The sequence below is a fragment of the Streptomyces sp. NPDC085931 genome, from assembly GCF_044540565.1.
Lineage (GTDB): Bacteria > Actinomycetota > Actinomycetes > Streptomycetales > Streptomycetaceae > Streptomyces.
This window is the reverse complement of record NZ_JBITSK010000010.1, coordinates 230,447-243,523: the sequence shown is the minus strand read 5'-3', so window position 1 is coordinate 243,523 and position 13,077 is coordinate 230,447. Positions and strand designations below refer to the sequence as shown.

Below are 13,077 nucleotides of genomic sequence, written 5' to 3'. Positions count from 1 at the left end.
AGAAAGGTGTGGTGTGCGTCACCTGGGACCATGATGGTGTGCCTGGAGTTGCGGTGACACGGCCAGGATCGTCACCGTTTCGGCGGTCCGAACGGCCGGGTACTTGCGCGATCCGTCCCGCCCGTGTGGACTACGGCCAATGCTTCGCGCACGCGCGTGGCTGAGATATTTCCCAAAACATGATCAGGAGGCAACCCGTGAGCGCGACCGCGGACCACGCGGAGGAGCGGACGAACCCTGCCGCCAGGCTGGGGTTCCAGCCCGGGCAGGTGGTCCAGGAGATCGGCTACGACGACGACGTGGACCAGGAACTCCGCGAGGCCATCGAGGGCATCGTCGAGGGCGACCTGGTGGACGAGGACTACGACGACGTGGCCGACGCCGTTGTGCTGTGGTTCCGTGACGACGACGGCGACCTGACGGATGCGCTGGTCGATGCCACCACGTACATCGAAGAGGGCGGTGCCATCCTGCTCCTCACGCCGAAGACCGGCCGTTCGGGCTATGTGGAGCCGAGTGACATCTCGGAAGCCGCCACGACCGCCGGCCTGACGGCGTCCAAGAGCGTCAGCGTCGGCAAGGACTGGAGCGGGAGCCGCCTGGCGACGCCCAAAGCAGCCAAGTCCAAGCGCTAGCCGTACGCACCGGGCGGGCCGGCGCCGCCGGCCCGCCCGCAGGCCTGTGCGGGTCCCTGCGTAGGGTGGTCCTCCCACCCGGACAGGCCGAGGAAGGAACACCCGCAGCGATGGCGATCCAGGTCGGTGAGAAGGCCCCCGGCTTCGAGCTCAGGGACAACCACGGCAGGACCGTGCGGCTGTCCGACTTCCGCGGCCGGCAGAACGTGGTGCTGCTCTTCTACCCCTTCGCCTTCACCGGCGTGTGCGCCGGGGAGCTGGGCGAGCTGCGCGACAACCTGCCCCGCTTCGCCGACCGCGACACCGCGCTGCTCGCCGTCTCCAACGACTCCGTCCCCACCCTGCGCGTCTTCGCCGAGCAGGAGGGCCTGGAGTACCCGCTGCTGTCCGACTTCTGGCCGCACGGCAACGTCTCGCGGGCCTACGGCGTCTTCGACGAGGACAAGGGCTGCGCGGTGCGCGGCACCTTCGTCATCGACAAGGAGGGCGTCGTGCGGTGGACCGTCGTCAACGACCTGCCGGACGCGCGCGACCCGGACGACTACCTCAAGGCGCTCGACTCCCTGTGACGCCGGTCGGGCCCCGCGCGCTCGACACCCGCTGAATTGTCGGCTTCAGGGCCTGCGAGGGGCGGGAACCCGTCACTAGGATCGACTCGTTGATCCGACATCCGAGCACAACGGGGCACCCCGCCCCTGGACACCAATGGAGGACTCGTGGGAGTCAGCCTCAGCAAGGGCGGCAACGTATCGCTGACCAAGGAGGCGCCGGGCCTGACCGCGGTCATCATCGGTCTGGGGTGGGACGTCCGCACCACGACCGGCACCGACTTCGACCTGGACGCCAGCGCGCTGCTGCTGAACAGCTCCGGCAAGGTCGCCAGCGACGCGCACTTCATCTTCTTCAACAACCTCAAGAGCCCGGACGGCTCCGTCGAGCACACCGGTGACAACCTCACCGGTGAGGGCGAGGGCGACGACGAGCAGATCAAGGTCGACCTGGCCGGTGTCCCGGCCGACGTCGAGAAGATCGTCTTCCCGGTCTCGATCTACGACGCCGAGACCCGCCAGCAGTCCTTCGGCCAGGTGCGCAACGCGTTCATCCGCGTCGTCAACCAGGCCGGCGGTGCGGAGATCGCCCGTTACGACCTGTCGGAGGACGCCTCCACGGAGACCGCCATGGTCTTCGGCGAGCTCTACCGGCACGGCGCGGAGTGGAAGTTCCGCGCCATCGGCCAGGGCTACGCCTCGGGTCTGCGCGGCATCGCGCAGGACTTCGGCGTGAACGTCTGAGCCGTCCGACGGGCCCCGGCGACGGGGCCCCGGGTCTTTTCGTCCGGCGCCGCACGGTTTACGTGCGGCGCCGGACGTGCAGGACCACCTCAGTAACACCACCCGGGGAGGGACATCAGATGGGCGTCACGCTCGCCAAAGGGGGAAACGTCTCCCTGTCCAAGGCCGCACCGAACCTCACGCAGGTGCTGATCGGGCTCGGCTGGGACGCGCGCTCCACCACCGGAGCCCCGTTCGACCTCGACGCCAGCGCGCTGATGTGCAGCGGCGGGCGGGTGCTCGGGGACGAGTGGTTCGTCTTCTACAACCAGCTCAAGAGCCCGGACGGTTCGGTCGAGCACACCGGTGACAACCTCACCGGCGAGGGCGACGGCGACGACGAGTCGCTGCTGATCGACCTCTCCAAGGTGCCGCCGCAGTGCGACAAGATCGTGTTTCCGGTCTCCATCCACATGGCCGACGAGCGCGGCCAGACCTTCGGCCAGGTCAGCAACGCGTTCATCCGCGTCGTGAACCGGGCCGACGGCCAGGAGCTCGCCCGCTACGACCTCAGCGAGGACGCCTCCACGGAGACCGCGATGATCTTCGGTGAGGTCTACCGCTACCAGGGCGAGTGGAAGTTCAGGGCCGTGGGCCAGGGGTACGCGTCCGGTCTGCGGGGGATCGCCCTGGACTTCGGGGTCAACGTCTCGTAACGCGATATGAGCAAAACGCGGGGTCCCCTGGGGTACGGAGGGGGCCCGACTAGACTTCGGCTTCAAAAGTTCGTAAAGCCGGGTACGGCGTGGGGGAAACCCTCCCCCAGACTCCGTCTGGGAGGTACCCCCGACACACGATTGGGTAGCCAGTGGTTCTGAAAACCTTCGGGTGGTCGTTCGCGGTCACCGCGCTCGGCCTGGTCGCAGCGGTCTTCTACGGAGGGTGGACCGCGTTCGGTGTCGTAGCGATCCTGTCCATCCTCGAGATCTCGCTGTCCTTCGACAACGCGGTGGTCAACGCCGGGATCCTGAAGAAGATGAATGCCTTCTGGCAGAAAATCTTCCTCACCATCGGCATCCTGATCGCCGTCTTCGGCATGCGGCTGGTCTTCCCCGTCGTGATCGTCGCCATCAGCGCCCAGCTCGGTCCGATCGAGGCCGTCGACCTCGCGCTCACCGACAAGGACCGCTACCAGGAGCTGGTGACCGACGCGCACCCGTCGATCGCGGCCTTCGGTGGCATGTTCCTGCTGATGATCTTCCTGGACTTCATCTTCGAGGACCGGGACATCAAGTGGCTCGGCTGGCTGGAGCGGCCGCTGTCCAAGCTCGGCAAGGTCGACATGCTGTCGGTCTGCATCGCCCTGATCGTGCTGCTGATCTCCTCCATCACCTTCGGCGCCCACGCCCACCAGCACGGCGGCACCCACGCCGACAAGGCGGAGACGGTCCTGCTCTCCGGCATCGCCGGTCTGATCACGTACATGATCGTCGGCGGTCTCTCCGGCTACTTCGAGGACAAGCTCGAAGAGGAGGAGGAGCGCGAGCACGAGGCGGAGGAACAGGCCGAGCGCGAGGGCAAGCCCAAGTCCGCGGTGAAGCTGGCCGGCAAGGCCGCGTTCTTCATGTTCCTCTACCTGGAGGTCCTGGACGCGTCCTTCTCCTTCGACGGCGTCATCGGCGCCTTCGCCATCACCAACGACATCGTCCTGATGGCCCTCGGCCTGGGCATCGGCGCCATGTACGTCCGGTCGCTGACGGTCTACCTGGTCCGCCAGGGCACCCTCGACGACTACGTCTACCTGGAGCACGGCGCGCACTACGCCATCGGCGCCCTCGCCATGATCCTGCTGGTCACCATCCAGTACGAGATCAACGAGATCATCACCGGCCTCATCGGCGTCGTCCTCATCGGCGCCTCCTTCTGGTCCTCCGTCCGCCGCAACCGCGCCATCGCGGCGGCCGAGGGAAAGGCCGGCTCGGACGACAAGACTGAGGTCTCGTCCGGGGTGTGACGCCCCTCCGGGTGAGGAACGCTCTCGACGGGGCGGCCACCGAGGTGACTCCTCGGCGGCCGCCCCGCCGGTCGTCAAGGGCCGCGGGCACGGTGGTGACCCGCGGCTCCCAAGGGAACATGGGGGCGGAATGGGCCTGTTCGACGGACTCCGGCGCGGCACCGTGCAGTTCGACTCGGGTGACGCGTCGAGCAACGCGATCGAGCTGACCAAGCGGCGCGCGCAGATATCACTCACCAAGCAGGACGCGGCCACCGGCCATCTGCGGGTCAACCTCAGCTGGCGGATGCGCACCTCCGACATCGGCGGCTCCCAGCGCGAGAGCCTGCTGCGGCACCCCTTCCGGGCCCTGAAGCCACCGGAGGTCATCGGCCACAGCCAGAGCATGGTCAACGTCGACCTCGACCTGGGCTGCCTGTACGAACTCCAGGACGGCACCAAGGGCGTCGTCCAGCCGCTCGGCGGCTACTTCGGCGACGTCAACGCCCCGCCGTACGTCAAGCTCAGCGGCGACGACCGGTTCGGCTCGGGGTCCGGCGAGACGATGTACATCAACCTCGACCACCGCGACAGCATCAAGCGGCTGTTGGTCTTCGTCTACATCTACGACCAGACGCCCGCCTTCGACCGCGCCCAGGCCATCGTCACGCTCTACCCGAGCAACGGCCCCCGCATCGAGATCCACCTCGACGAACGCCAGCCGCAGGCCCGCTCCTGCGCCGTCGTCATGATCGAGAAGGTCAAGGACGAGATCGTCGTCCGCCGCGAGGCCAAGTTCGTCTACGGCTTCCAGGCGGAACTGGACCGGCTGTACGGCTGGGGGCTGCAGTGGGGGCGGGGCTACAAGACCAAGGTCGGCCGCTGAGCCCGGCGGAGCCGCCGGGGACGCCGGGGCCCCGCGGCGGGGGCGGGGCCGGCGGCCCGGGGCGCCGTCAGCGGCCGATGAACTGCGGGCCCTGCGGGGGCAGCCGGAAGTCCGGGTCGGGGGCGGCGGTGACCGGCTGCGGGTAGCCGTAGCCGGACTGGGCGCCCGCCGCGCCCGCCGTCGCCGGAGCCGGCGGGTAGCCGTACGCGGGCCGGCCGGCGGGCTGCGGATAGCCGTACGCCGGCTGCGTCGCCGGGGGCTGCTGGGGCGGGTAGCCGTACCCGGACTGCGCGGGCACCGCGGCGGTCGGCTGCTCCGGCGGCAGCGGCCGGGACACCTCGGCCGAGGACTGCGACGCGGCCGCGGGCTGCTGCGGGGCGGAACCGGCCGTCGTGGGAGGCGCGGGCACGGTCGTGGTCGGCTCCTGTGCCGCCTCCGACTCGTCCACCGAGATGCCGAAGTCGGTCGCGAGCCCCTTCAGCCCGTTCGAATAGCCCTCGCCCAGCGCCCGGAACTTCCAGCCCTCGCCGCGCCGGTACAGCTCGCCGCAGATCAGCGCGGTCTCCTCGCCCGTCTCCGGCTTGACGTCGAAGCAGGCCACCGCCTCCGCGCCGGTGTCCGCCGCGTCGTACAGCAGGATGCGCAGCTCCCGCACCCGGTCGAACGTCACGCCGTCCGCCGAGGCGACCAGCAGAATCCGGCCCACTTCCGGCTCGACACCGGTCAGCTCCGTCTGGATGGTGTCGGTCAGGCCCTCGGCGTCCCGCTTCTTGCCGAGCCGCCACACCTTCCCGGAGGGGTGCCGGGGCTGGTTGTAGAAAACGAAGTCCTCGTCGGAGCGCACACGACCGTCGGGGCCGAGGAGCAGCGCGGAGGCGTCGACGTCCGGAACCCCCTGCCCGGGTGTCCAGCGCAGCACGGCGCGCACCGTGGTGGCCTCCAGCGGGACGTTCGACCCCTTCAGCATCGCGTGCGTCATGCGGTCATCCTGCCTTCTCGGTCCTGCTCACGACAACGCGGGGGGCCGGGCGACCCGAGCGGCGCGGACGGCCGCCGGGGACTACCGTCGTCATGGCCGGGTACTGGCTGTGATTGCCCGCGTTACCTGAAATTCATGCCTGACGGGAACCTGCGACATGGACTTCTACGTACTATTACCGGCCACCTTTCATCGATTCGCAGGTCGCGTCGCCACCACGGGGGAGTTCCATGCGTCATTTCGGGCACATCGCCCCTGAGGTGCGGAAGCGTCTCTTCCACCGGGAGCCGTGCGTGTTCACCGCGGACTCCCCGGCCCGGCTGCTCTCGGCGGCCCTGGGCGCCACGCTCTACAGTCCGGCCACGCGGCCCCGGCTCGCCGACGACATCCTCAAGCAGGGCGGCCGCGGCGTGGTCTCCATGGTGCTCTGCCTGGAGGACTCCATCGACGACGCCGAGGTGGGCCCCGGCGAGGAGAACCTGGTCCGCCAGTTCACGGCCCTGGCCGGTCTGCCGGACCCGGATCTGCCGCTGCTGTTCATCCGCGTCCGCACGCCCGAGCAGATACCCGACCTCGTACGGCGCCTCGGCCCCGCCGTACGCCTGCTGTCCGGGTTCGTGCTGCCCAAGTTCGTCGAGGAGCGCGGCATCCCGTTCCTGGAGGCCCTGACGACCGCCGAGGCCGAAAGCGGCCGTCGCCTTTTCGCCATGCCGGTGCTGGAGTCCCCCGAGCTGCTCTACCGCGAGTCGCGGATGGAGACCCTGGAGGGCATCTCCCGCGCGATCGACAAGTACCGCGACCGCGTCCTCGCCGTGCGCCTCGGCGTGACGGACTTCTGCTCCTCCTACGGGCTGCGCCGGGGCCCCGACATGACCGCCTACGACGTGCAGATCGTCGCCTCGGTGATCGCCGACGTGGTGAACATGCTGGGCCGCGCCGACGGCACCGGCTTCACCGTGACCGGACCGGTGTGGGAGTACTTCCGGGTCCAGGAGCGCATGTTCAAGCCGCTGCTGCGGCAGAGCCCCTTCCTGGAGGTGCAGGCCGCCGAACTGCGCGCGAAGCTGATCGAGCACGCTATGGACGGGCTGCTGCGGGAGATCTCCCTGGACCAGGCCAACGGCCTGCTGGGCAAGACCTGCATCCACCCCTCCCACGTGCTGCCGGTGCACGCCCTGTCGGTCGTCAGCCACGAGGAGTTCTCGGACGCCCAGGACATCCTGCGCCCCGGGCGCGGCGGCGGGGGTGTGCTGAGATCGGCGTACACGAACAAGATGAACGAGGTGAAGCCGCACCGGGCCTGGGCCGAGCGGACGCTGCTGCGCGCCGAGGTGTTCGGCGTGGCCAACGAGGACATCGGCTTCGTGGAACTGCTCGCGGCGGGCTTGCCGAGCTGACTCCTCGAACCAGGTACACCGGTGAACGCGACGCAGGGAATCCATGGAGAAGGCAGTGAACGAGGGGCCGCACCACGAGGTGCGCGACGGGGTCTGGACCGGCAGCTGGGTCGCCGAGCGGCTCGGTGTCGAGCTCGCCGGTGACGACCGGCTGACCGACCTGCTGGGACTGGCGCTGCGCCGCAACCCCAAGCGGGCCCACCTGCTGGTGTCGAACGTGCTGGGCAAGCACGTGCCGCAGTCGCCGTCCGTCGTCCACGGCCAGGGCGTGGCGCTGGGCCGCCGGGTGCGCGAGCTGCTCGGCGACGAGGAGGCCCGCGGGGCCGTCGTCCTGGGCTACGCGGAGACCGCCACCGGCCTCGGCCACAGCGTCGCCGACGGCCTCGGCCTCGCCCCCTGCCTGCACTCCACCCGCCGCCCGGTCGCCGGGCTCGCCCCGGCCGGCGGCTTCGAGGAGTCCCACTCGCACGCGACGTCGCACCTGCTGCTGCCGGAGGACCCCGCGCTGCTCGCCGGCGACGGTCCGCTGGTCCTGGTCGACGACGAGTTCTCCACGGGGAACACGGTGCTGAACACCGTCCGCGACCTGCACCGGCGGTATCCGCGGCGGCGGTACGTGGTGGTGGCGCTGGTCGACATGCGCTCGGCGGCGGACGCCGGACGGCTGGAGGACTTCGCCCGCGAGATCGGCGCCCGGGTGGACCTCGTGGCAGCGGCCTCGGGCACGGTGCGGCTGCCCGAGGGGGTCCTGGAGAAGGGGCGCGAGCTGGTGGCCCGGTACGAGTCGCGCCGCGCCGGCGAGGGTTCGTCGGCGGGTGCGGCGCCCTCGTGGTCGCTCGCGCCGTTCCCCGCGCCCCAAGGCAGCGGCGCTGCCCTCGCGGCCGGCCCGGAGACCGACCCCCTGGGGGCGCGGGGACCGGCGCCAGCAGCCCCCACCGGCCCGCACGCGGACGGCGACGGCACCGGCCCCCACGCCACCCGCGTCGACCTGCGGTGGCCCTCCGGTCTGCCGGACGGCGGCCGGCACGGCTTCACCCCCGCCCACCGGCGGCGCCTGGAGGCCGCGCTGCCCGGCATGGCGGCCCGGATCGCCGAGGCACTGCCCGCCGGGGCCCGGCGCGTGCACGTCCTGGGCTTCGAGGAGCTCATGTACGCCCCGCTGCGGCTCGCCGAGGCGCTGGAGCGCACCACGGACGCCGAGGTGACCTTCTCCACCACCACCCGCTCGCCCGTCCTCGCCGTGGACGACCCCGGCTACGCGATACGCACCAAGCTGGCCTTCCCCGCCCACGACGACCCCGCCGACGGCCCCGGGGAGCGCTACGCCTACAACGTCGCCGGCGCCGGCTTCGACGCCGTCGTCGCCGTCGTCGACTCCGTGGCGGACACGCCCGCGCTGCACGCCCCCGACGGGCTGCTGGCCGGGCTCGCCGCGCACACCCCCCGGGTCCTCCTCGCCGTCGTACCGTCGTACGTCCCCGAGCCCCCGCCCGCGCCCGAAAGGCCCTCCATGCTGCCCGAGCCCCTCCGCGGCCCCGCCTTCTCCTCGTACGCGCCCGAGGAGGTCGGCTGGCTGCTCCAGGACCTCTCGGACGTGACGCTGGAGGCGCCGACCGAGGAGCGCGAGGAGGCGATCCAGAGCGGCGGCGCGCACTACGCGGAGTCGCTGCCCGTGGAGTACCAGCCGACCGAGCAGTACCAGGAGCTGTTCCACGCCGCGCTGCAGGAGTCGGCGGCCCGTATCGCCCGGGCGGTCGGCGTCGTCACCGAGACGGTCCTGGCCGAGCGGTCCCCGCGCCCGGTCCTGGTCTCCCTGGCCCGGGCGGGCACCCCCGTCGGCATCCTCATGCGCCGCTGGGCGCAGCACCGGCACGGCTTGGACCTGCCGCACTACGCCGTGTCGATCGTGCGCGGCCGCGGCATCGACGCCAACGCGCTGCGCTGGCTCGCCGCGCACCACGACCCCCGGGACGTCGTCTTCGTCGACGGCTGGACCGGCAAGGGCGCCATCACCCGCGAACTGGCCCAGGCCCTGGCGGAGTTCGAGACGTCCGACGGCATCACCGGCTTCGACCCGGAGATCGCCGTCCTGGCCGACCCCGGCTCCTGCGTGCGCACCTACGGCACCCGCGAGGACTTCCTCATCCCCTCCGCCTGCCTCAACTCGACCGTCTCCGGCCTGATCTCACGCACCGTGCTGCGCGCGGACCTGGTCGGCCCGCACGACTTCCACGGCGCGAAGTTCTACCGCGAACTCGCCGCCACCGACGTCTCGGTGGCCTTCCTGGACGCCGTCTCCGCCCGCTTCCCCGAGGTCACGGACGCGGCCTGCGCCCAGGCCAAGGAACTGCTCGCCGCCGACCGCACGCCCACCTGGGAGGGCTGGGCCGCCGTCGAGCGCATCAGCGAGGAGTACGGCATCCACGACGTCAACCTCGTCAAGCCCGGCGTCGGCGAGACCACCCGCGTGATGCTGCGCCGCGTGCCCTGGAAGGTACTGGCACGCGCCGGGGCGGGCAGCGACCTCGACCACGTCCGCCTGCTCGCCGAGCAGCGGGGCGTGCCCGTCGAGGAGGTGGCCGACCTGCCCTACACCTGCGTCGGCCTGATCCACCCCAAGTACACCCGGGGCGCGACCGGCGCCGACGGCAAGGCGGTGGCGCTCTGATGTCCGTGATCGTCGCGAGCGACCTCGACCGCACCCTGATCTACTCGGCCGCGGCCCTGGCGCTGACCATGCCGGACGCGCGGGCACCCCGGCTGCTGTGCGTGGAGGTGCACGAGAGCCGGCCGCTGTCGTACATGACCGAGACGGCGGCCGAGCTGCTGGCCGAACTGGGCGACGCGGCCGTGTTCGTGCCGACGACGACCCGGACGCGCAAGCAGTACCAGCGCATCAACCTACCCGGCCCCGCGCCCACCTACGCGATCTGCGCCAACGGCGGCCACCTCCTGGTCGACGGCGTCTCCGACCCCGACTGGCACGCGCAGGTGACCGCACGGCTGGCCGACCAGTGCGCGCCCCTGGCCGAGGTGCAGGAACACCTGCTCAGGGCCGCCGACCCGGTGTGGGTGCGCAAGCACCGCGTCGCCGACGACCTGTTCGCCTACCTCGTCGTCGAGCGCGAGCTGCTGCAGGAGGACTGGGTGAAGGAACTGGCGGTGTGGGCGGAGGACCGCGGCTGGACCGTGTCCCTGCAGGGCCGCAAGATCTACGCGGTGCCCAAGCCGCTCACCAAGAGCGCGGCCATGCGGGAGGTCGCCCGCAGGACGGGCGCCTCGCTCACCCTCGCCGCCGGGGACTCCCTGCTCGACACCGACCTGCTCCTCGCGGCGGACCAGGGCTGGCGGCCCGGCCACGGCGAGCTGGCCGACACGGGCTTCACGGCTCCCTCGGTCAGGGTGCTTCCCGAGCGTGGCGTGCTCGCCGGGGAGCGGATTCTGCGCGAGTTTCTGAGGGCGGTGCGGGGCGCCTGAGAACCCGGGTGTCCTGGTCGTCGTGCGGGTGCGGCCGCGCGGTGGCTCGTCGCGCAGTTCCCCGCGCCCCTTCGGGGCGCGTCCCCTTGGAGCGCCGTCGCAGCCGTACAGCGATGAACGCCACCAGGGCCAGCGCCACCACGACCAGGACCACCTTGGAGTAGGTGGAGACGATGTCCGACACCGTGTGCCAGTTCGCGCCGAGGAAGTAGCCCGCGAGCACGAACACCGTGTTCCAGATCGCGCTGCCCAGGGTCGTCAGCCCCAGGAACACCGGCAGGCGCATGCGCTCCACACCCGCCGGCACGGAGATCAGACTGCGGAAGATCGGGATCATCCGGCCGAAGAACACGGCCTTGGTGCCGTGCTTGAGGAACCACGCCTCGGTCTTCTCGATGTCCGAGACCTTCACCAGCGGCAGCCGGGCCGCCACGGCCACCGTCCGGTCCCGGCCGAGCAGCGCCCCGACCCCGTACAGGGCGAGCGCGCCGAGCACCGAGCCGGCCGTCGTCCACAGCAGCACGGCGAGCAGGCTCATCCGCCCGCTGCTCGCGGCGAACCCGGCCATGGGCAGGATCACTTCGCTCGGCAGCGGCGGGAACAGGTTCTCCAGGGCGATGGCGAGACCGGCACCCGGCGCGCCCAGCGCGTCCATGAGGTCGTTGACCCACTGCGGCCCGGCTTCCGCGGCGATGGCTGTCATGCCGCCACGCTAGGGAACCGGACCTGAAGGGAACCTGAGGAACCCGGACGGACCTCGGTCGAGCGACCCCGGGGGATCGTCAGCCGCAGCAGCCGCCACCGCAGCAGCCGCCCCCGCCGCCACCCGCGCGGGGGGCCGGGGCGGCGCTGGAGCCGCCCACCGCGACGGTGGACAGCAGCTTCACCGTGTCGTCGTGGCCGGAGGGGCAGGCCGCGGGGGCGGCGGACTCCGCCATGGGACGGCTGAGTTCGAAGGTGTCGCCGCAGGTACGGCAGCGGTACTCGTAGCGAGGCATGGGCACAGGTTAACCGGCCCGGTCAGTGGCCCGCCGCCCCCCGTTCCTCGCGGATCAGGGCGACCACGTGGGCCACCGCCCGGCGCACCGCCTCCGTCTCCATGAGGAAGTGCCAGTAGTCGGGGTGGCGGCCCTCCAGCGTGGCGACGGCACGGTCCAGGCGGGCCACCGCGTCGTCCAGGGGGCGGGCGTGACGCGGGTCGGGGGTGTTGCGGCCGGCCATCGCCAGGCGCTGGGCGTCGCGGATGGCGAAGCGGGTGCGCTCGATCTCCTGCTCGGGGTCCTTCTGCACGGCGTTCAGGCGGTGCAGGCGGTCACCGGCGGCCGAGACGGCCTCGTCGGTGGTGTTCAGCAGGGCCCGTACGGTCGACAGGAGGGCGGTCGCGTCGGCCCAGCGCTGTTCGTCGCGGGCGGTGCGGGCCTCGGCGAGTTTCGCCTCGGCCCGGCGGACGTTCCCGGCGGCCGTGTCGGGGACGCTCTGCAGGTCCTGCCAGCAGGCGGCGGTGAAGCGGCGGCGCAGCTCGCTGAGGATCGGGTCGACCTGCTCGGAGCGGGTGGTCAGGGCCTGGGCGCGGGTGCGCAGGGAGACGAGCCGGTGGTCGATCTCGGCGGCGCGCTCCGGCAGCCGCTCGGCCTCGACCCGGACCGCCTCGGCCTCGCGGGTGACCCGCTCGGCCCGCTCCAGGGTCTGCGGCACGCCGTGCCGGCCGGCGCCCTGGTTCAGCTTCGTGAGCTCGGGGGAGAGGGCGGCGAGGCGGGCGGCGAGGTCGTCCGCCTTCAGGCCGGTGGCGCGTACCGAGTCGAGGGCGGTGGCGGCGGCCAGCAGGGCCTGGCGGGCCCGCTCGACCGCGGGGGCCAGGCGGGCCAGCTGCGTCTCGGCCTTGCCGAGCAGGGGGCCGAGGCCGTCGGCGAACCGGTCCAGCTCCTGCTTGACCCGGCCCAGCTCCTCCTTGGCCGCCGTCAGCTCGCCGCGGGCGCGGGCGGCGGCCGAGGCCTCCAGGTCGTCGCGGTCGAGGTCGTGGGCGTCGACGGCCTCGATGTAGCGGTGGCTGGCCTCGTCGATGCGCCGGCCAAGGGCGTCGAAGTCGCCGACGGCGCGCCGGGCGGCCGGGGAGTCGTCGACGGCGGTGATCGTCTCGATGGAGATGCGCAGGTCGCGCTGGGCCGTGTCGAGTTCGTAGAAGGCGGCGGCGGCGGCGTCCTTCGCGGCCTGGGCCTCGGCCCGCTGGTTCTCGGCCCGGCCGCCGAACCAGCGGCGGGTGCCGCCGCCCGCGAAGGCGGCGGGCAGGACCAGCGCGGCCAGCAGCGGCAGGGCGACCAGGGCGAGCGTGTCGCCGGACGGTCCGGGTCTGCGGGGCGGGCGGTGGCGCGGACGGCGTGCGCGCGGCACCGACGGCGAGTACGGCTGCGCTGGTGTCGCCGTCACATCCCTCTCCCGTGC

13 protein-coding genes are annotated in these 13,077 nt (G+C 71.8%); 9 read left to right on the top strand and 4 right to left on the bottom strand.

Annotated elements, in window-relative coordinates; genetic code table 11:
• Nucleotides 1-197: 197 nt before the first annotated feature.
• From ACIGAN_RS22880 to ACIGAN_RS22855, 6 genes are all read left to right on the top strand, one after another.
• Entirely contained in the window at nt 198-635 is a 438-nt protein-coding gene (locus tag ACIGAN_RS22880; RefSeq protein WP_010048512.1) for a DUF3052 domain-containing protein, read from the top strand.
• Between the two features lie 110 nt (nt 636-745).
• On the top strand, nt 746-1,204 hold the full coding sequence (locus ACIGAN_RS22875) for a peroxiredoxin (protein WP_365097638.1): 459 nt from the start codon (nt 746-748) through the stop codon (nt 1,202-1,204).
• Nucleotides 1,205-1,351: 147 nt separating this feature from the next.
• The gene (locus ACIGAN_RS22870) at nt 1,352-1,927 is read left to right on the top strand and encodes a calcium homeostasis/redox stress adaptation protein (RefSeq protein ID WP_094058092.1); all 576 of its coding nucleotides are present in this window, start codon (nt 1,352-1,354) and stop codon (nt 1,925-1,927) included.
• Nucleotides 1,928-2,046: 119 nt separating this feature from the next.
• On the top strand, nt 2,047-2,622 hold the full coding sequence (locus ACIGAN_RS22865; RefSeq protein WP_365097640.1) for a TerD family protein: 576 nt from the start codon (nt 2,047-2,049) through the stop codon (nt 2,620-2,622).
• A 152-nt stretch (nt 2,623-2,774) separates the two neighbouring features.
• Complete coding sequence (locus tag ACIGAN_RS22860) at nt 2,775-3,920, top strand: DUF475 domain-containing protein (RefSeq protein WP_365097643.1); 1,146 nt, start codon at nt 2,775-2,777, stop codon at nt 3,918-3,920.
• 130 nt (nt 3,921-4,050) lie between these two features.
• The gene (locus ACIGAN_RS22855; protein WP_365097646.1) at nt 4,051-4,785 is read left to right on the top strand and encodes a TerD family protein; all 735 of its coding nucleotides are present in this window, start codon (nt 4,051-4,053) and stop codon (nt 4,783-4,785) included.
• 67 nt (nt 4,786-4,852) lie between these two features.
• Here ACIGAN_RS22855 and ACIGAN_RS22850 read toward each other — a convergent pair whose 3' ends face one another.
• Nucleotides 4,853-5,764, bottom strand: a complete 912-nt coding sequence (locus ACIGAN_RS22850) for a TerD family protein (RefSeq protein WP_365097649.1) — start codon at nt 5,762-5,764, stop codon at nt 4,853-4,855.
• A gap of 230 nt (nt 5,765-5,994) precedes the next feature.
• Between ACIGAN_RS22850 and ACIGAN_RS22845 the strand changes: the two genes are divergently transcribed.
• From ACIGAN_RS22845 to ACIGAN_RS22835, 3 genes are read left to right on the top strand one after another with little or no spacing between them, the layout of a single operon-like run.
• The gene (locus ACIGAN_RS22845) at nt 5,995-7,161 is read left to right on the top strand and encodes an HpcH/HpaI aldolase/citrate lyase family protein (protein ID WP_399860009.1); all 1,167 of its coding nucleotides are present in this window, start codon (nt 5,995-5,997) and stop codon (nt 7,159-7,161) included.
• A gap of 43 nt (nt 7,162-7,204) precedes the next feature.
• Nucleotides 7,205-9,829, top strand: a complete 2,625-nt coding sequence (locus ACIGAN_RS22840; RefSeq protein WP_399860007.1) for a phosphoribosyltransferase — start codon at nt 7,205-7,207, stop codon at nt 9,827-9,829.
• The gene (locus tag ACIGAN_RS22835) at nt 9,829-10,638 is read left to right on the top strand and encodes an HAD family hydrolase (protein WP_365737612.1); all 810 of its coding nucleotides are present in this window, start codon (nt 9,829-9,831) and stop codon (nt 10,636-10,638) included. Before ACIGAN_RS22840 ends, ACIGAN_RS22835 begins: the two co-directional genes overlap by 1 nt.
• On the opposite strand, the gene ACIGAN_RS22830 is transcribed toward ACIGAN_RS22835, so the two are convergent.
• The 3 genes from ACIGAN_RS22830 to ACIGAN_RS22820 form a co-directional block, all read right to left on the bottom strand.
• Nucleotides 10,559-11,341, bottom strand: coding sequence for a DedA family protein (locus ACIGAN_RS22830; protein WP_365737614.1), 783 nt, complete (start codon nt 11,339-11,341; stop codon nt 10,559-10,561). The two genes, ACIGAN_RS22835 and ACIGAN_RS22830, sit on opposite strands and share 80 nt — an antisense overlap.
• Nucleotides 11,342-11,420: 79 nt before the next feature.
• The gene (locus tag ACIGAN_RS22825; protein WP_399860004.1) at nt 11,421-11,636 is read right to left on the bottom strand and encodes a zinc ribbon domain-containing protein; all 216 of its coding nucleotides are present in this window, start codon (nt 11,634-11,636) and stop codon (nt 11,421-11,423) included.
• Between the two features lie 22 nt (nt 11,637-11,658).
• Nucleotides 11,659-13,062, bottom strand: coding sequence for a hypothetical protein (locus ACIGAN_RS22820; RefSeq protein WP_399860001.1), 1,404 nt, complete (start codon nt 13,060-13,062; stop codon nt 11,659-11,661).
• Nucleotides 13,063-13,077 lie beyond the last annotated feature (15 nt).